Source organism: Lacticaseibacillus pantheris DSM 15945 = JCM 12539 = NBRC 106106, assembly GCF_001311175.1.
GTDB classification, from domain to species: domain Bacteria; phylum Bacillota; class Bacilli; order Lactobacillales; family Lactobacillaceae; genus Lacticaseibacillus; species Lacticaseibacillus pantheris.
This window is the reverse complement of the sequence record NZ_BBAI01000009.1, coordinates 25,076-44,245: the sequence shown is the minus strand read 5'-3', so window position 1 is coordinate 44,245 and position 19,170 is coordinate 25,076. Positions and strand designations below refer to the sequence as shown.

At 55.0% G+C, this 19,170-nt stretch carries 9 protein-coding genes and 7 pseudogenes; 8 read left to right on the top strand and 8 right to left on the bottom strand.

Features of this window, described 5'->3' with window-relative positions:
* Positions 1–60: 60 nt before the first annotated feature.
* From JCM12539_RS04695 to JCM12539_RS15100, 7 genes and pseudogenes are all read left to right on the top strand, one after another.
* A complete protein-coding gene (locus tag JCM12539_RS04695; RefSeq protein WP_225350244.1) occupies positions 61–1,464 on the top strand; it encodes an ABC transporter substrate-binding protein/permease in 1,404 nt (467 codons plus the stop codon).
* Positions 1,464–2,207, top strand: coding sequence for an amino acid ABC transporter ATP-binding protein (locus JCM12539_RS04690; RefSeq protein WP_054649642.1), 744 nt, complete (start codon positions 1,464–1,466; stop codon positions 2,205–2,207). The genes JCM12539_RS04695 and JCM12539_RS04690 overlap by 1 nt, the downstream gene beginning before the upstream one ends.
* A gap of 1,324 nt (positions 2,208–3,531) precedes the next feature.
* Positions 3,532–4,989 (top strand): annotated as a pseudogene (locus tag JCM12539_RS04680) (ABC transporter substrate-binding protein/permease).
* On the top strand, positions 4,990–5,730 hold the full coding sequence (locus JCM12539_RS04675) for an amino acid ABC transporter ATP-binding protein (RefSeq protein WP_054649638.1): 741 nt from the start codon (positions 4,990–4,992) through the stop codon (positions 5,728–5,730).
* A gap of 1,163 nt (positions 5,731–6,893) precedes the next feature.
* A pseudogene (locus JCM12539_RS04670) lies at positions 6,894–7,806 on the top strand (PLP-dependent cysteine synthase family protein).
* A gap of 23 nt (positions 7,807–7,829) precedes the next feature.
* Positions 7,830–8,954, top strand: a pseudogene (locus JCM12539_RS04665) (trans-sulfuration enzyme family protein); the annotation flags it as partial.
* Positions 8,955–8,969: 15 nt separating this feature from the next.
* Positions 8,970–9,685, top strand: a pseudogene (locus JCM12539_RS15100) (homoserine O-acetyltransferase/O-succinyltransferase family protein).
* A 108-nt stretch (positions 9,686–9,793) separates the two neighbouring features.
* On the opposite strand, the pseudogene JCM12539_RS04655 reads toward JCM12539_RS15100, so the two are convergent.
* From JCM12539_RS04655 to JCM12539_RS04640, 4 genes and pseudogenes are all read right to left on the bottom strand, one after another.
* Positions 9,794–10,987 (bottom strand): annotated as a pseudogene (locus JCM12539_RS04655) (DUF2075 domain-containing protein).
* 138 nt (positions 10,988–11,125) lie between these two features.
* The gene (locus JCM12539_RS04650) at positions 11,126–12,433 is read right to left on the bottom strand and encodes an NCS2 family permease (RefSeq protein WP_054649634.1); all 1,308 of its coding nucleotides are present in this window, start codon (positions 12,431–12,433) and stop codon (positions 11,126–11,128) included.
* A gap of 157 nt (positions 12,434–12,590) precedes the next feature.
* Positions 12,591–13,112, bottom strand: coding sequence for a biotin transporter BioY (locus tag JCM12539_RS04645; protein WP_054649632.1), 522 nt, complete (start codon positions 13,110–13,112; stop codon positions 12,591–12,593).
* Between the two features lie 2 nt (positions 13,113–13,114).
* Positions 13,115–13,965, bottom strand: a pseudogene (locus JCM12539_RS04640) (NAD(P)H-hydrate dehydratase).
* Between the two features lie 194 nt (positions 13,966–14,159).
* Here JCM12539_RS04640 and JCM12539_RS04635 point away from each other — a divergent pair.
* Positions 14,160–15,365 carry an acetate/propionate family kinase gene (locus tag JCM12539_RS04635; protein ID WP_054649630.1) on the top strand — a complete coding sequence of 402 codons (1,206 nt, stop codon included), beginning with the start codon at positions 14,160–14,162 and terminating at the stop codon, positions 15,363–15,365.
* A 443-nt stretch (positions 15,366–15,808) separates the two neighbouring features.
* Here the strand turns inward: JCM12539_RS04635 and rlmB are convergent, their stop codons facing one another.
* The 4 genes and pseudogenes from rlmB to cysS form a co-directional block, all read right to left on the bottom strand.
* Positions 15,809–16,501: a 23S rRNA (guanosine(2251)-2'-O)-methyltransferase RlmB gene (gene rlmB / locus JCM12539_RS04630; protein ID WP_054649628.1), complete on the bottom strand. Its 693-nt coding sequence runs from the start codon at positions 16,499–16,501 to the stop codon at positions 15,809–15,811.
* Positions 16,498–16,695, bottom strand: a complete 198-nt coding sequence (locus JCM12539_RS04625; protein ID WP_054649626.1) for a hypothetical protein — start codon at positions 16,693–16,695, stop codon at positions 16,498–16,500. Before JCM12539_RS04625 ends, rlmB begins: the two co-directional genes overlap by 4 nt.
* Positions 16,679–17,098 carry a Mini-ribonuclease 3 gene (locus tag JCM12539_RS04620; protein WP_054649624.1) on the bottom strand — a complete coding sequence of 140 codons (420 nt, stop codon included), beginning with the start codon at positions 17,096–17,098 and terminating at the stop codon, positions 16,679–16,681. Before JCM12539_RS04620 ends, JCM12539_RS04625 begins: the two co-directional genes overlap by 17 nt.
* A pseudogene (gene cysS, locus JCM12539_RS04615) lies at positions 17,095–18,502 on the bottom strand (cysteine--tRNA ligase). The gene JCM12539_RS04620 and the pseudogene cysS overlap by 4 nt, the downstream one beginning before the upstream one ends.
* Positions 18,503–19,170: the final 668 nt, after the last annotated feature.

The following is a 19,170-nucleotide window of genomic DNA, read 5'->3' as shown; positions in this document are numbered from 1 at the left end:
GAAAAAAAACACTTTGTGTGGCTCCTAGCCACACTCGTTGCATTCGTCGTCGCGTGGTGGGTGCCGCAACAAGAACAGTCGGTGCATGCCGCCGAACAAACATATACTTTTGGTACTGACACGACGTTTTCACCGTTTGCCTTTACCAATAAGCAGAACCAGTCGGTCGGGATTGATATCGACCTACTCAACGCCATCGCTAAGCGCGAAGGTTTCAAAATTGAGTGGAAGCAACTCGGATTTGACGGTGCCGTTCAGGCGTTGCAGGCCAAACAAATTGATGCGGTTGCCGCCGGGATGAGCATCACCGACGAACGTAAGAAAACCTTCCTGTTCAGCCACCCCTACTACAAGTCCGGGACGTACATGGCCGTTAAGGATACCAGCATCAAGAGTCTGAAGGACCTCAAAGGCAAAAAAGTTGCGGTTAAGACCGGGACCACCGCCGCCGACTACGCTAACAGCATGAAGAAAAAGTACGGGTTTAGCGTCGTCACCTTTGATTCCGACGACAACATGTACCAGGACGTCCTCACCGGCAACACGGTAGCCTGCTTCGAGGACAAGCCCGTTATGCAGTACGCCATCGCCAATGGTGTTAAGCTCAAGCTAGCTTCTGACTTCAAGGAACCTGACGCCGGCACTTACGGATTCGCCTTCCAAAAGTCCGAGGGTGAACTGGTTAAGAAGGTTAACGCCGGTCTGAAAGCCCTCAAGGCTAACGGCCAGTACGCTAAGATTGTAGCTAAGTACGTGGGCAACGGTTCGCAGAAGTCCCAGGCAAAGCAGACTGCCAAGCAGACTGAGTCCGACCGGAGCTTCTTCGGTCTCCTCCGCGCCAACGCGGGTACGCTGACCAGTGGCCTCGGTAAAACCCTTGAGCTCACGGTTGTGGGTATCGTTTGTGCAACCATTGTTGGGATCCTTGTAGGACTACTCGGCGTGCTGCCGAACAAGTTTGCTCAGGGTGCCGCTAACACCTTTATCTATGTATTCCGTGGCCTCCCACTGATGGTGCTGGCACTGTTCATCTACACTGGCGTGCCGACTTTGATTGGCACCAAGGTTCCCGCATTCATCGCCGGTATTATCACGTTGACCCTGAACGAGGGCGCGTACACCGCGGCGTTCGTTAAGGGCGGTATCAAAGCCGTGGACGTGGGGCAAATGGAAGCCGCACGGAGCCTTGGGTTGACCTGGGGTAAAACCATGAAGCGCGTCGTCCTGCCGCAGGGTATTCGCATCATGATTCCATCATTCATCAACCAGTTCATCATCACCCTCAAGGACACTTCGATCCTATCCGTTATCGGCCTGCTGGAACTAACGCAAACCGGGAAGATCATCGTGGCCCGCAACATGGAGGGCTTCAAGATTTGGACGATGGTCGCGCTGATCTACGTAATCATTATCACTTTGCTGACATGGCTATCTAACTGGGTACAGAAGAAGGTGCGTGCATAATGACAACAACTACAAGAGTTCAAATGAAGGATGTCCACAAGCGCTATGGTGACAACGAGGTCATCAAAGGGGTTGACCTGACCGTGCAGGATAACGAGGTGGTCGTAATGATTGGCCCGTCCGGTGCTGGCAAAAGTACCGTACTCCGCATGATTAACGGTCTGGAGACTACAACCAGCGGTGACGTCGTGGTGGACGGAGAAAACATCGCGCAAAGTGGTGTGGACATGAATAAGGTGCGGCAAAACATCGGGATGGTGTTCCAACACTTTAACCTCTTCCCTAACATGTCAGTGCTGCAGAACATCACCCTCGCGCCAACCGAATTAGGACTCATGTCCAAGGAGCAAGCGGAAAAAGAAGCTCGCGATATGCTTGAAATTGTGGGGCTCACCGACAAAATTGACGCGATGCCAGCCCAGCTGTCTGGTGGTCAAAAGCAGCGGGTAGCGATTGCTCGGGCGTTGGCGATGCATCCCGACACCATGCTATTTGACGAACCCACAAGCGCCCTCGACCCCGAAATGGTCGGCGACGTACTGGGTGTCATGCGCAAACTGGCGAAGGAAGGGATGACGATGGTCATCGTGACCCACGAGATGGGCTTCGCGAAGGAAGTTGCGGACCGCGTCATCTTCTTTGGGGATGGCCAGATCTTGGAACAAGGCACACCGGACCAAATCTTCAACCACCCTACGCACGACCGCCTGCAAACCTTCCTGAAACAAGTGCTGGAAGCATAGCCTGCTATGTAGCGGCAACCACAACAAATGGAGTCGGAACTTTTGTTCCGGCTCCATTTTTGTGTGGTTTGGGATGGTTGTTTACGTGGCTGGTTGTAATGGGGTGGTGCCTCCGGTTGAGTGGGCGGTGGCCGCGACCGGTGCTGCGAGCCTCACGCTCACGCCCGTGCCGGGCTACCGCGAGTATTTGAACTCGAGAAAAACCACTCGATTTCAAATACTTGATTCTGTACGTCGCTCCGCTCTAGGGCTGGCCTTGCCAGACCGTCGAGTTAACTCCCAGTAAGACGCTAAAGCGTCAACTGGAAGTAAACCTACAGAACTGCGGGCTTACAGCTGTCGCGGCCACCGCCCGCTCAACCTCCACCATCACCCCATTACAACCAACATTGTGGACGCAAAGCCAGACGTGTTCACCTATTATTTTCATCTCACTACCGAACCAAAACTTGATACTTGGCCTAATCGATATGGAGGTGTAGTTATAGCCGGGCTAAAAACAACGCAACCGTGACGTCGCACCACCATAAATCGTGGTGTGATATGTGCAATTCTTATTTGGAAACATTAAAACAAAATTGGTTGAAAATTATTCCTCCAGGCAAGAATCAAGCCCACGTTGCTAAACAATTGCTCTTGCCTTAGGAAATCATGTCAATTAGTTCCGTGCATAGTCAGGAATAACACGGCAAGCTGCTCCACAAACATACATTTTGCAGTTGCCCGTATGATTGTAGTCGTCCGTATGCGAGCTGGCACAAAGTTTTAATCAACTCTAGACGGCTTGGGTTGACCCGTAATACCAATAAATTCTATTGACTGATCAGCACACGAAGTTGGTCGTACTGGGGTGATGGTGTAGGCTGAGCGGTAGGGTCCCGCGACGGCTGCATGCCCGTAGTTCTGTCGGAATTAATGCCAGTTTGTGCGCCAGCACTTACTGGCATTTATGACTTACAGAATCAAATTGGCTTGACCGAGCGGGTTTTGCTCGGGCTACGGCAATTCGCGGTAGCCCGGCACGGGCGTGAGCGTGAGGCACGTAGCCGGTCGCGGGAGCCTGCCGCTCAACCGGAACCATTACTCCAGTACGACCAGCCAAGCAACCACCTAACCGGAGCCGCCGGACCGGCACAACCAGCCAAGCTGCCAGTCAAGCAGCCGATACATGTAAAAGATGACTGCTTTGTGTAATCAAACCTGACAAAAACCATGGACTACCTCCCGCCGGTTCGGTAGACTGAAAACATTGATGTTTCTTTGCACGCACGCGTGGCACGAAAACTGCCGCGCTGTACCAACTAGAAAGGGTGTTTTTAGCCACATGAAGAAGAAATGGTTCTGGCCGCTGCTCGCCATGGCTGCTGCTTTGTTCCTCGCCTGGAACTCACCGAAGTTAACACCAGTCAACGCCGCCGAACAGACGTATACTATCGGCACGGACGTCACTTTTCCTCCGTTCGAATACGCCAACAAGAGTAATAAATACGTGGGTATCGACATCGATATCATGAACGCCATCGCGAAAGCTGAAGGCTTCAAAGTCAACATAAAACCGCTCGGCTTCAACGCCGCCGTACAATCGCTGGAGGCCAACCAGATTGACGGCGTCATTGCCGGTATGAGCATCACACCGGAACGAAAAGCTAAATTTGCCATGAGTAACCCGTACTATAAATCGGGGGTTGTTGGCGCCGTCAAAACTGGCAGCAAATATCACACTTTGAACTCCCTCCGCGGTCAGCGCGTTGCCGTCAAAACCGGTACTAGCGCCGCTGACTACGTACACAGTATTAAGGACAAGTACCACCTTAAAGTGGTCACCTTTGACGACTCGAACAATATGTATCAGGACGTCATCACTGGGAACTCCGCCGCCTGCTTTGAAGATGAGCCGTCATGCAGTACGGTATCGCCACCGGGCTGAGCCTCAAAATCGTGACGAAACCCGCAAAGTCGGGCTACTACGCATCGCGATTGCCAAGTCCCACGCCAATGATCTCCTACCCAAAGTCAATGCGGGCCTCAAGAAGATTAAGGCCAACGGTACGTACGCGAAAATCGTGCGCAAATACCTGGGTAACGGATCGCAAAAGTCGCAGGCCAAAACCGCAGCGAAGACGAACGACAGTGACCACAGCTTTATGGGTTTGCTGAAATCTAATTGGGGCACCCTCATGGGCGGCTTGGGTGAAACCCTGCAGCTCACCGTACTGGGAATCGTCTTTGCCACCGTTATCGGGATTATCTTTGGGCTCATCGGGGTTATCCCCAACAAGTTTGCCCAGGGTGTTGCCACAACGTTCATTTACATCTTCCGTGGACTGCCGCTGATGGTGCTCGCCCTCTTTATCTACACGGGGATTCCGTCACTAATTGGCGCTAAGATACCGGCACTAATCGCCGGCGTCGTGACCCTGACCTTGAACGAGGGGGCGTACACCGCCGCGTTCGTCAAGGGTGGTATCCAGGCGGTTGACGGTGGTCAGATGGAGCTGCCCGTAGTCTGGGGTTGCCGTGGACCAAATCCATGCGCAAAGTCATTCTGCCACAGGGTATCAAAATTATGATTCCATCGTTTATCAATCAGTTTATAATTACGCTAAAGGACACGTCGATTTTGTCCGTCCTTGGCTTGCTCGAACTGACCCAAACCGGGAAGATTATCATTGCCCGCAACATGGAAGGCTTTAAGATTTGGACGATGGTCGCGCTGATGTACTTAATCATCATCACTTTGCTCACGTGGCTGTCTAACTGGGTACAAAAGAAGGTAAAATAAATGACTAAAACTCGAGTAGAAATGCAAAATGTGCACAAAAGTTACGGCAACAACGACGTCATCAAGGGCGTTGACCTCAAAGTTGAGGATAACGAGGTGGTCGTGCTGATTGGACCGTCTGGTGCCGGTAAGAGTACCGTCTTGCGCATGATTAACGGCCTGGAAACCACTACGTCAGGCGACATTGTCATCGACGGCGAGGACATCGCCAAACCCGGCGTCAACATCGACCAGGTACGCCAGAAAATCGGGATGGTGTTCCAGCACTTCAACCTGTTTCCGAACATGTCGGTCAAGCAAAACATTACTTTGTCCCCTACCGAACTCGGTTTACGGACCAAGGCCGAGGCCGACGCAGAAGCCATCAAGCTTCTGGAACAGGTCGGCTTAACCGACAAGGCTGACGCAATGCCAGACTCCTTGTCAGGCGGCCAGAAGCAGCGGGTGGCGATTGCCCGTGCGTTGGCGATGCACCCCGACATCATGTTGTTTGACGAGCCAACCAGTGCGCTGGACCCCGAGATGGTCGGCGACGTGCTGGGTGTCATGCGCCAGTTGGCCAAAGAGGGTATGACGATGGTCATCGTGACGCACGAGATGGGCTTTGCCAAGGAAGTGGCCGATCGTGTCGTATTCTTCGGCGATGGCAAGGTACTGGAACAAGGAACGCCAGAACAAATTTTTGAGCACCCACAACACGAACGGTTACAAACGTTCTTGAAGCAGGTGCTGGAAGCATAGCTAACAATACCGTCGCGGCCTGGCTGCGGCGGTTTTTATATGCGCATTATTTAGTGTACGGGTGGCGGTTCTGCCCGGCGGGGGTGCCGTGGTGTACTGCGACTTGGTGGACCGCTGCTGGTGGCTGGCCGTACTGGCGTGATGGCTCCGGTCGCGGGGACCAACCGCTCAACCGGAGCCATCACGCCAGTACGACCAACGGTAGAGGTCTAACGTTAAGTTTACGGGTCCGCCAACAGCCCAAAATTTTAATGGTAAATCAATTCCAAACGAAACTGTCGGCATAATCACATGAATAGTAACGTGTATACCAGTCAGTTGAGTAAAGTCTGAGCATTGATTCATGATCCCTGGGATTAGAGTTCACGAACTATCGGGAACCCGTGGGTGGCATTTGGGATGGAGCGTCGTGCCCGGAGACGTAGTTGCTGCGACCCCAGAGCGCTGTTCGAGCGGAGCGAGTTACAGCGGCAAATTCTGGAGACAAAGTGGTTTTCTTTGGCTCCAGAATTCGTGGAAGCCCGGCACGGGCTGGAGCGTGCGGGTGTAGCAACCTACGGCGTAGGGCACGTAAGCCGCAGTCCCAAAGGCCACCCGCGTGTTCGCACCAATCAATGAGAGTCGTCACACACCAATCAATGCGAGTCGGTAGCAGTTGACAAATGGTGCGGCTATAACATATAGTTAACCCAATTCAATTACGGGAGGTTCACGAGATGTTAGCAAACAGTCACTACAACTTTAACTGTTGCTGTCGGATAGCGCGCACGATGCGATGTCCGGCCTGTTTGCTTTGACTCGGTTGAACCACGAGTCTAGTGCCCAGGGGGACTAGACAATCGCTTTGGCGCGCTCACCAGGTTTTTCTGGGGCGCGCCTTTTTTTTGCGCGGCGAGTAGCTGCGCAAAGCACCGCCGAGAGACTGTGGTATTCACTGATTTCACCGTTGTCAGAACTAATGTTGTAGAGTCCACACTAACGTCACAGTCAAACTTAGCTCGGAGAATGCAGAACCAAACTGCTCAGAGACTGTGGTACTCACTGATTTCACCGTTACCAGAACAATCGCGACAGAATACCCGGTAGCAGCACACTCAATTTGATTAAGAATAATTGCCCAAACATCAGCTTTGCTTACCCCAACTCAGAAAGGACCCACCACCATGCTCATCCACAATATTCAATCCACCATCGGCAACACGCCGCTCATCGACCTACCCATTCCCATTACGAACGGCAACCACATCTTTGCCAAACTCGAAATGTTCAATCCCGGCGGCAGCATCAAGGATCGCCTCGGCGAGTATATGCTCCAGGACGCCGATAACCGCGGCCTACTAACCGACCAGAGTACCATCATCGAACCAACCGCCGGCAACACTGGTATCGGTGTTGCGTTGGCTGCGCAGGCGCGTCACCTCCCCGTCATTCTGGTGGTACCAGCCAAGTTTAGCCAGGAAAAACAGACGCTCATGCAGGCCCTGGGCGCAAAGATTATCAACACACCCAGCGATGACGGAATTCGCGGAGCTATTGCCAAAGCCGTAGAGTTAGCCCAGTCCATCCCAGACAGTTTCATACCCATGCAGTTTAACAACCCAGCCAACCCGGAGACCTATTACCGCACCCTCGCCCCCGAGCTCATCCGCGATCTCGATGGTCGCAAAGTCGCCGCCTTCGTTGCTGGGGCTGGTAGCGGCGGCACCTTTGCCGGTATTGCCCGCTTCCTCAAGGAACAAGACCCCACTACCACGACGGTTGTGGTCGAACCGGAGGCTCCATCCTCAATGGCGGACCCGCGCACGCCCACCGCACCGAAGGCATTGGGGTGGAGTTCATCCCCCCATTTTTCAAAGAGGTACAGGCGGACCGGACGCTCACCATTACCGATGACGATGCGTTTACGCAAGTCCGCAACCTCGCGGCCGACGCGGGCATCTTTGCCGGCAGCTCCAGCGGCGCGGCCTTGGCGGCTAGCTCAAAGTCGCAGCAACGTTACCCGCCGGTAGCAACATCGTCACCGTCTTTCCAGACAGTAGCGAACGGTACCTGAGCGAAAGCATTTACGACCTGTAACCAAACACTAAAAGGAGAAAATCATGCAATTATCAACTCAATTACTACACGGCGGCATTTCCGAAGACCCGCACACCGGCGCAACCTCCATCCCCATCTACATGGCGTCAACCTTCCACCAACAGCACATCGGCGAATCCCAGTGGGAATATTCCCGTAGCGGCAACCCTACCCGCCAGGCGGTAGAAGCGCTAGTCGCCGACATTGAGGGCGGCACGGCCGGCTTTGCATTTGCTTCTGGTTCGGCGGCAATTGCCACCGTCTTCTCGATGTTCAACGCCGGTGATCACATCGTAGTTGGTAACGATGTTTACGGCGGCACCTTCCGCTTGCTAGACCAAGTATTTAAGCGGCTGGGGCTAAGCTTCACCGCAGTCGACACCCGCGACCTGGATGCCGTCACCGCGGCCATTACCCCAGACACGAAGGCCATCTACCTCGAAACGCCCACCAACCCACTACTACACGTCACCGACATTGCGGCCATTGCTGAACTGGCCCATATTCACAGCCTGTTGAGCATTATCGACAACACCTTTGCCAGCCCCATCGTCCAGCAGCCACTGACTCTGGGTGTCGATATCGTCCTGCACAGCGCGTCCAAGTACCTTGGTGGTCACTCCGACGTCATCGTTGGCGTTGTAGCGGTCAAAGACGCACAGCTCGCCGGGCGGATTGGTTTCCTGCAAAATGCAATTGGGGCCATCCTCGCCCCGCAGGAAAGCTGGTTACTCCAACGCGGCATCAAGACCCTCAGTTTGCGGATGCAGGCACACCAAGCTAACACTGAGCGTCTATTCCACTATTTAAAGCAACAGCCGGCCGTCGCCAAAATCTACTATCCGGGTGACCCCGACAATCCGGATTACGCGGTTGCCAAGCGGCAAATGCACGGCTTTGGGGCCATGCTCAGCTTTGAACTCCAACCAGGATTAGAGCCGCAAAAATTTGTGGAAAACCTGCACATCATCACCCTCGCTGAAAGTTTGGGTGCGTTGGAGTCCCTAATCGAAATTCCCGCACTAATGACGCACGGCGCGATTCCCCGGCCAATTCGGATTCAGAATGGTATCCAGGACGAACTGATACGTTTGTCAGTGGGCATCGAGGATATTGCTGACCTGGAGGACGACCTCACTGCCGGCTTTACGGCCGTCACGTCGATGAGTACGCTAGATATCGGCGTGTTGGTGTTGATGCACGACAAGCAGGCCACCCAACAGGACTTCATCGACGCGCTCGGGCCCGGTGTCCGCCTCCACTGGTTCCACCCCGTCAGTCATCCGCTGCACCAACCCGCCCCTTGGCTCCAACCACTGGATCTACGTCAAGTACCCACGTTGGACGCAATGATCATTACGGGCGCGCCCATTGACCGATTGGATTTTTCCGCGGTGCACTATTATTCCGAGGTGACCCAGTTGCTGGACGTTCTTGCCGCCCACCACATCCCCCAACTGAACGTCTGCTGGGGAGCCGAGCCGCGTTACACCACGACTTTGGTCTGCACAAAGTTGCGCTGGAACACAAGCTGTTCGGCGCCTTTCGTCACACGGCACTGGCCACCTCCGCCTTAACCGAGCAATTACCCGCAGGTTTTGTCGCACCACACGCACGCTACAGCGATATTTCCGTGTCCGCACTGGAGCAAGCGTCCGGAATTCAGCTCCTCGCCGTGACGGCCGACAACCATCCCCTACTGGCCACCAGCGACGACGGACACAACACGTACCTTTTCGGCCACCTGGAGTACCGGCAGGACGGATTATGGGCGGAACATGCTCGGGAAACTAACGGGCCAGAGCCGCGGAACAATGAGGACGTGACCGCGTACCCTTGGCAGCAAACACGGACCACATTTTTTTTGATGCGTGGTTAAGTCTCGTTTCCGAGCACAAAGATAAATTCGCCAGCCTGACAGCGTAAGTTAGCCCAAACAAAGAGGACGCCCCACCACGCACAATTGCGGTGGGAGCGTTCTCTTTGCTTATCCTAATTCCCGTAACCTCCGGCGCAACCGAGGCTGGCAAGCGTAGATGCCCAGTCCCATCCGGCCGCGCTTAAGCAGGATGTTCAACGTGTGGAGGACGACGTCAATCCGCGCCCCGGTCAAATCCGCAATGTCACTGCGGCGACGGAATGCTTCCTGGTCCTCGAAACGATCAGGATGCACGACGATCCGATTCGTCGCGGGATCGTAATCAATGCTGGGACCAATAATCACACCGGCAAAGTTGAGGTCGAAACCCTGGATGGTGTATATAGAACCCACCTCGTCAACGGTTTCGGGGCGGCTCGCCCACGGCCGGTCCGTGAAATTAATTTTGTCCCACGGTAAGTGTAAAGTACCCGCGTCCACGTACACACCCGGTGGTCAAAGACCCGGAAGGGAAAGTCGGTTGTCGCTACGAGCCGGGACAGCCCGTACTTGGCGTTTCGCGCTCGCACCCAATCGTAGAGTGGCTGGCCATCGTCAAAGACGCGTAACTCAAACTGGCGGGGATGTGGCAACGGCAACAAGTGCTGGTGGATGAGCGCGTTAATCCAGTCGCTCACGTCGCTATCCTGCACCCGCATTTGTGCGTTCAACTTAAATGTCGTTACGGTACAACCCTGTAAATGCCGGCGTAACATGGCCCCATCAGTGGCTCTTCAATTTCACTACTTGGTCGGGGTCGAAGACTAGTACCAGCACGTGCGTTAGTGCCAACAATTCGTCTAACTGGTTAGTGCCGGTAAATTTATTGAATGGATCCGACCGACTGAGCAGTAAGTGCGCCTCATCCACAAACACCACGTCGGCACGCTGCCCGACTTTGCGTTGCCTGTTAATGAAGGGCGTGGGTTTGTCGAAATCCTTCTTCCGCAAAGCCGGGGTGGTCGCTGCCACCTCTTTGTACACCTTCAGCATTTCGTTGTGATTAACGAGCAGGTGGGCATCCAAACCAACCAGTTGCTCGTCATCGCCCCGCCGCGCCGCCCGTTGCACAGCGGTAAAGACAGCGTTCAACACCACACTTTTGCCCGAGCCCGCGTCACCCTCGATGACAAATACTGCAGGCCGCTCATCGCGACGGTGCTTACGAATGAAGGCCAATACTTGTTGCTGCAGGTGTGACTGTTCGGCCGTCAGCGTAGCGTTGGTGGGCAAAATAAACGTTGATGTGGATAGATCCGGCATAACGGGCACTCCTTTGTGATTATCGAGTCAATGTATTACCTATCACGTTAGCACCAACTTGGTGGGGACGCAAAACGGGCAGCGCAATGATTAGCGCGGCCCGTTATAGGTATTATTTAAAGTGCAGCGATTCACAGTTTACACGTTCAGTATCCACATGAACCCAATGAACACGAAGAACAACAAGTACATGATTGGCGACACTTCTTTGCCACGCCGGGCAGCCACCATCGTAATCGGGTACATGATGAAGCCCAACGCAATCCCGTCCGAAATGCTGTAGGATAACGGCATCCCCAACACGATCAGGAACGACGGAATCGCAATCTCCATCTTGCCCCAATCAATGTTCTTCAGCGACTGCGCCATCAGCACACCCACAATAATCAAAGCCGGTGCTGTAACCTGCGTCGTTACCACGCCTAACAGCGGTGAGAAGAACATCCCCACGATGAACAGTACACCCGTGGTCACCGCGGTCAGCCCTGAGCGACCCCCAACGGCAATCCCCGCCGAGGATTCAACGTACGCACCCACTGGCGACGTACCGAGCAAGGAACCAGCCAGCATTGCCGTCGAATCTGAAGCCAACGCCTTACCAACGCGAGGCAGCTTGTTGTCGCGCATCAGACCGGCCTGCGTGGCTAACCCCACTAAGGTTCCCGCCGTGTCGAAAAACGTCACCAGCAAGAAGGTCAGCACGACGACCACCAGCTGCAAGCTGTTGATGTCGCCCACGTGGTTGAACGCAACCATAAACGTCGGCTTCAAGCTAGGGGCAGCCGATACCAATCCGGTTGGCATGTTAATGAGACCGGTAACCAGGCCCAAAATGACGGTGGCGACCATCCCGATGAAAATACCTCCGGGAACGTGCTTCACCATCAGAATAGCCGTGACTACGAGGCCAAAGATGGTCAGCCAGGTCGTCCCCACACTGAGCGAGCCCAAGCCCACAATAGTCGACTTGTTGGCGGTAATGAGGCCACCATCGCTCAGACCGAGGAACGCGATGAAGAGGCCAATCCCGCCGGAAATAGCGGCCTTCAAATCGCTCGGAATTGCATCGATAATCTTTTCACGCAATTTGAAAATAGTAATAATGATAAAGATGATGGAAGCAACGAACACACCAGCCAACGCCGTTTCCCACGGTACCTTCATACCGATACAAACGGAATAAGCAAAGAACGCGTTAATCCCCAATGCGGGAGCGGTGGCAATTGGGTAGCGTGCCAGCACACCCATGAGGATACTGCCCAGCGCACTAGCTAGCGCGGTAGCGGTAAACACGGCTCCTTTGTCCATGCCGGAAGCCCCAAGCACTGACGGGTTGACGAACAGAATGTACGCCATCGAAATGAAGGTGGTAAACCCGGCCAGCAGCTCGCGCCGCACCGTGGTGTGTAACTGATCTAATTGAAAATATGACTTGATACTGTCCATGAAAAGTTCTCCCACTACGAGTACACACTCGAAAATTATATTAGTAAATATGACGAACGAACGTGTTTTATCGTATACCAAGGCGGACAATCGGTCAATATCTTTTTCTGAAATCGGCAAAACCCGAACATTGATGTATGCCCGGGTCATCGTTAAATTACATCAATATGCCTGTCCGTCGCAGCACGGGTGCCACCGCCACAGTGCCTAGGGTCGCCACCGCGGCCTTAATGAGTAACGGAACCAGGAACGGCACAATACCAATCGCAATTGTACTGCCCGTAACTACGTGTAGCCAAACCGCGCCAACGACCAGCTGTAGGAGTCCTGCCACGATGTTAATTAAACCAATCCACCACCCGTTACGTGACCGGCGAACGCTGCCGCCCAGCAAGGCCGGGAAGAGCAACAGTCCCACCAAGTAGCCGCCCGTGGGCCCAACCAGATGCGCCATGCCGCCAGTAAATCCAGCAAAAACCGGCAACCCGATTGCCCCCATGAGGACGTAGAGCATGACGGCCCATAGACCACTTTGCCGGTCCATCAGCCCTGCCACCAGCGGGACCATCAGGGTTTGTAACGTTAGTGGCACTGGTCCTAACGGGATCGTGAACGGTGCTGTGACCGCCATCAGGGCCGTGCCTAAAGCGATGTTGGTTAAAGTGCGTGTGCGTATCATATTTATTGTTCCTCTTCTTCCGTGGTATCACTATCTGCTAGCTCGTGCATTAACGTGCCCAATTCCGCGCTCACCTTCGTGGGCAAGCAACGTAGTGGGTAGCGGCGACCCGGTCTGCGGCAGCACTGTGAACCCACACCGCAGCCGCCACAACTTCAATTGAAAAGCCAAACTGACCGATAAAAGCGGCGAGGACCCCGGTGAGCGTGTCACCCGAACCCCCGGTCGCCATGGCGGGACCACCAGTGGAATTTGCGATCGCCCGTTGTCCGTCGAGTGTCACCGTGGGCGCACCTTTGCACACCACCAGACCCGGAATCGTCGCGGCAAACTCCTGGTTTTGCGACACCGTTTGTTTAGCAATTGGAATGCCGCTCAACCGCTGCCACTCCATGGAGTGGGGTGTCCACACCGTCTGCTCAGTGTGCGTCTGCGCGTCCCCACCCGTCGCCAACAAGTCGATGGCCGATCCATCAATGATCAGCGTCTGTGGTGTGGTCACGGTGGCCAGCACTAGCTCCAACACCACGTGCGCGGCGGCGCCATCACCGAGTCCCGGCCCGACAACCACCACGTCGGCCCGCGCCAACAATTCAGGTAACAGAGCGTCATCCCACGTGCAGACCATGGCTTCGGGTAGCCGGGCGTGCAAAGGCGCGTGGTTAGCCGCGGCCGTTGCCACCGTCACTAGCCCGGCCCCAGCATTAACCGCGGCGGTGGCACTCATGATGGCCGCTCCCCCGAAGTGTACATCACCGGCGACAATAACAATCCGGCCGTATGTACCTTTGTAACTAGCCTCTTGCCGCGGACGCACGACTTGCGCAGCGCGCGCCCTTGTCATTACTTCCACCATGGTTCGTACCCCCTGTACGTATTTGTACCACCATCTTCACATAACCACGCCGTTAAGTAAATTTATCCACCCGTTTACGACATTTTTGGCCCAAATGGTTTGCAAAAAAAATCACAACGTTATAGAATGAGTTTAGGTAACCGCTTACTATTAATAAGCACCGTTTACCTTTCGGGAAAGGAAGTGGGTTCATGCCCAAATATTTAGCGGTCAACGCAGGCAGTTCCACGCTCAAGTGGCGCCTGTTTGACATGCCCGCCACCAAGCTACTGGGTCAAGGTCTAATTGACCGTATCAACACCCCGCCGGCAACAGTCACGATTAACGTCCCCGGACGGGATGCCGTCAAGTACGATACCGACACCAAGGACTGCGGTCGGGTCGTCGCCGATCTATTGCTCCAGCTCAAAAAGTTAGGCTTGGTTGAACGGCTACACGACATTCACGGCGTTGGTCACCGCGTCGTGGCGGGTGGTGAGGACTTTAACGAATCCGTCATCGTAAATGATGATGTATTACTGAAGATCCGCAACTTACGTAACCTCGCGCCGCTACACAATCCGGTGCAAGCCAACTTTATTGATACGTTCAGGCAGGTCTTGCCGTGGGCGACCCAGGTGGCGGTCTTCGACAGTGCCTTTCACCAAAGCATGCCGGCTACCAGCTACCTTTACGGCCTGCCGTACACTTGGTACAAACAGTATGGCGCCCGCAAGTACGGTGCTCACGGGACCAGTGTCCGCTATGTGGCCGGGCGGACCGCTGAACTGATTGGCAGGCCGCTCGACCAGCTACGTTTGATTGTACTCCATCTCGGTGCCGGTTCGAGCGTTACAGCTGTCAAAGACGGCAAGTCACTCGACACCTCGATGGGCTTCACACCATTGTCCGGTCTAATTTCGGCCACCCGGAGCGGGGATGTGGACCCGTCACTGTTAGCGTACTTGATGCGCAAGCTCAACGTCACGGCCGATCAGATGGTCGACCTGCTGAACGACGAGTCGGGGCTCAAAGGTATCTCGGGGCTGTCCGACGATATGCGGACCCTGACCGACGCCGCGGACACCAACCCGCAGGCACAGTTAGCAATCGATATGTACGTGAACCGGGTTGTACAGTACGTTGGGGCATACGTTGCCGAAATGAACGGCGTTGACGCCTTTGCCTTTGCGGGTGGCATCGGCGAACACAGCAGCGCCATTCGCGCACAGATTATGTCACACTTCCAGTATCTGGGCGCCACCATCGATGCGAAGCAAAATGCGCGCAACAGCGCGGAAGTGGATTTGAGCGACCCCGACGCCAGCGTGAGGACGTGGCTCGTGCCGACTGACGAAGAACTCATGATTGTCCGCGACACGTACCGCCTCGTCACCACGCAGCAGCCTGCACAGTAGGTTGGTGGCATTATGGCACGGTGCTGGTATTAGTGGGGTAATGGCTCCGGTTGAACGGCCGGGCCCGCGGCGGTGCTGCGTGCCTCACGCTCACGCCCGTACCGGCTACCGCGAATTGGCTAGACCGAGCAAACCCCGCTCGGTCTAGCCAATTTGATTCTGTACGTCGCTACGCCTCCTACAGAACTACGGGCATGCAGCCGTCTCGGGCCCGGCCGTTCAACCTCCACCATTACCCCACTAATACCAACATTCTTGATCAACCCGCACGTGTGCGTTAGATACCTGGTGCAAGCTACAGTTACCGCGGAAAACTTATCGTAGCGAACGGCTATCATGCTTAACGGACGCATCCGGAGCCACCACCCCAGTACGACCAGCCAATAGACAAACTAATGGAGCCGGCACAACCACGTGCCGGCTCCATTGCTTTGTCTATTCGGTTACCTGACGGCTGGTGAAGGTTGATACATCAAGACGCCGGCTGCAACACTGGCGTTCAGGCTTTGCACGTGTCCCACCATGGGGATGGATAACGTCGCGTCCATCAACTTCTGAATCCCCGGCGAAATACCTTTGCCCTCGTTACCAATGACCAGACCAATGGGCCCCGTCGCGTTCCACTGCCGGAAGTCCTGGCCCTCCATCGCAGTGCCAAAAATCCACAGCCCGCGGTCCTTCAACTCCTTGATGGCATTAGCTAGGTTCGTCACCCGCGCAACCGGAACGTGCTCGATTGCCCCGGTACTAATCTTCGCGACAGCGCTAGTCAGTCCCACAGCACGGTGCTTCGGAATAATAATTCCGTGAACACCCACCGCATCCGCAGTCCGCATGATGGCCCCGAGGTTACGGGGATCCTCCAAGTTGTCGAGAATCAGGAAGAACGGATCCTGCCCGGCCTCCTTGGCGTGGTCAAAGAGGTCGTCAATGCTGGCGTAAGCGTACGGTGGCATCGCGAGCATCACACCCTGATGGTTACCGTTATCGCTCAACAGGTCGAGCTTACTCTTCGGTACTTCGCTCACCAAAATCTTGGCCTTCTTGGCCCGCTCAACAATCGTGTGAATCTGGTCGCTACTGAGCGACTTCTGCACGAAGAGTTTGTTGATGGTTGCAGCACTACCATTCGTCAACGCCTCGGCAACCGCGTGCCGACCCCATACAAACTCGTTGTCATCCGCTTCTGGATCTCGTTCTTCACGCCGTGGTGCAACCTGCTCACGCCGCGGAGTCCGCCGCGCATCCCGACCGGCCCGCCGATCATCGTCACGACGGCCGTCACCACGCCGATTGTCTCGCGTCCGCGACCCTTACTTGACTTGTCCATGTCCAGTCCCCCCTTGCTCTACGTAATCAATACACCAATGCGCTAACTCGCGTACCCGGTCTTCGCGTCCGGCGAGGTGCAGTGACCCAAAGAGGGCCTCGAAACCAGTCGACACACGGTAAGTAACCACGTCCGTGTTTTTTGCGTGGGTATAGCTTTTAGCGTTGCGACCATGCTTGTACATATCCCACTCTTCGTCGCTCAAGACACTCCGTTGCTCCATGCCGTCAATCAAAGCGGCTTGTGCCTTAGCGGATACAAAGTTTTTCGCCACCCGTTGCAGTTGCGCTGGCTTGGTTAAGCCCCTTTGCTCCAACAAGTGTTGCCGTACGTACATGTCGTACACTGCATCCCCCATGTAGGCGAGTGCAATTCCATTTAAATGTCGCGGATCCATCGTCATGCGCGACGCCACCTCGTTCCCTGCGCGGTATCCTCGAGGATAATCCGCGCGCCACTAATTCATCGCGCAACCGGTCACTGGTGGCAAAGTCCTTCGCCGCCCGCGCCGCATCGCGCTGCTGAATCATCTGTTCAATATCTGCATCCAATAGTTCGGTTTCCGTTGCCATCTGTACGCCAAAGATCTGCATCCAGGCGTCAAAGGTGCTCAGTAACAGCGCCACACTATCCGCGTACACAACGTCGCTGGTGGCGTACTCGTTCATCAACTTCACCAGCTCGTACAGCACCGCGAGTCCGTTGGCCACGTTGACATCATCATCCATGGCGTCAATGAAACGCTGCTTCAAATCGGTCACCGCGGTAGTAATCTGCTCTGCGGCACCTTTGCTAGCTCCGTCCTGACGGAAAACCAGGTTGGCGCGCGCGTCCGCAAATGCTCGAGGTCGGTCGCTGCGGCCGCCAGGTTGGCCTCCGTATACCGAATGGGCTTGCGGTACTGCGTGGTCGCCATGAAGAACCGGAGCACCATCGGGTCAACCGTCCTGATAATATCGTGGACGGTCACAAAGTTGCCCAGACTCTTACTCATCTTTTCATCGTCCTCGCCAACCGTGACGAAGCCGTTGTGCATCCAGTAGTTAACAAAGGTCTTGCCAGTCTTGGCCTCACTCTGCGCGATTTCGTTTTGGTGGTGCGGAAATTCTAGGTCCTGGCCCCCACCATGAATATCGATGGTATCGCCCAGCAATTTAGTGCTCATCACGGAACACTCGATGTGCCACCCGGGACGGCCCGGGCCAAACGGCGCATCCCAACGAATCTCGCCAGGTTTGGCACCCTTCCACAGGGCAAAGTCGATGGGGTCCTCTTTGCGTGCCGTTTCGGCGTCGGCCACGTGCTGGCTCGCACCCTGCTCCAGCTCGTCGATGTTTTTGTTGGCCAGAGCACCGTAGTTTTTAGCCTTACGGGCGCGGAAGTACACGTCCCCGTCACTCGCATACGCGTAACCTTTGTCGATGAGGACCTGAATGAAGTCGATAATATCGGGAATCATCTGGCTGGCCCGCGGGTTCACGGTTGCGGGTTCAATCCCAATGGCCTTCGTATCGGCCATAAATGCATCAATAAACCGCTGAGCCAAGTCGAGGGGCTCTTCCCCCGTCTCGTGCGCGGCGTTAATAATTTTATCGTCCACGTCGGTAAAGTTCGAGACGTAATCGACTTTGTAGCCCCGGTACTCAAAGTACCGCCGGATCGTATCAAAGGCGATGGCCGAACGCGCGTTACCAATATGGATATAGTTATAGACGGTTGGGCCACACACGTACATCCTGATTTCACCAAGTGTAATGGGTTTAAATTCCTCTTTTTGACGGGTCAGTGTGTTGTACAAACGCAACATTGGCCGCCGCCTCCCTTCGTAGTTCAAGCTAACTACCATGATACAAGACTTCCCGCCCTGCGGCTAGTATATCGCGTCTTGTAGTGGGGTAAAATCGGAGCGCGCCCGTATAGGAGTGGTGAGCAACTGCTAAGCCGAAAGCTGGGTGGTTACGAACGCGCCGGTGGCCTTTGGGACGGAGGCGTCGTACCCTGCGCCGTGATTGCTACGGTAGTGGTTGGCGGCCGCGTTGGCCGGACCGGTGAACTGCGGCTTACGTGGGGTACTCCATGGTAATCCACTGCTAGGGCGAAGGCTTCAACCCGCCAAGTACGGGCGTGTTTCCGCCGCGATTTCAAGCCTGCCCGGAAAACCGCCGGTCAGTCTCGAAATTCGTCGCGTTCTAACGGCTAAAGCCGTAAGAACGTTACACCCCGGCAGTGGTTACCATTCCGACCCCACACGCCTCCGCTCACCGGCCCGACCGACGCGGCCTCCCGCTACAGTACTAACCACGTCTCCGGGTACGACGCCTCCGTCCCAAAGGTTACCCGCGGTTCCCGATAATTCGTGGGCTCTAATCCCACTAGCCTAGATTCCATACTCAATCATCACGCAACTGGACGGGCATCAGTATAGACGTTACTAGTCATGTGATTGAACACTTCGAATTTGTCTATAATCGTTCT

Excerpts from the sequence above, each read along its gene's own strand:
- JCM12539_RS04625 (WP_054649626.1), bottom strand. The coding sequence starts at position 16,695 with ATGGACAAGTCAAGTAAGGGTCGCGGACGCGAGACAATCGGCGTGGTG.
- JCM12539_RS04645 (WP_054649632.1), bottom strand. The coding sequence starts at position 13,112 with ATGATACGCACACGCACTTTAACCAACATCGCTTTAGGCACGGCCCTG.
- JCM12539_RS04690 (WP_054649642.1), top strand. The coding sequence starts at position 1,464 with ATGACAACAACTACAAGAGTTCAAATGAAGGATGTCCACAAGCGCTAT.
- JCM12539_RS04620 (WP_054649624.1), bottom strand. The coding sequence starts at position 17,098 with ATGACGATGGATCCGCGACATTTAAATGGAATTGCACTCGCCTACATG.
- JCM12539_RS04650 (WP_054649634.1), bottom strand. The coding sequence starts at position 12,433 with ATGGACAGTATCAAGTCATATTTTCAATTAGATCAGTTACACACCACG.
- JCM12539_RS04635 (WP_054649630.1), top strand. The coding sequence starts at position 14,160 with ATGCCCAAATATTTAGCGGTCAACGCAGGCAGTTCCACGCTCAAGTGG.
- JCM12539_RS04675 (WP_054649638.1), top strand. The coding sequence starts at position 4,990 with ATGACTAAAACTCGAGTAGAAATGCAAAATGTGCACAAAAGTTACGGC.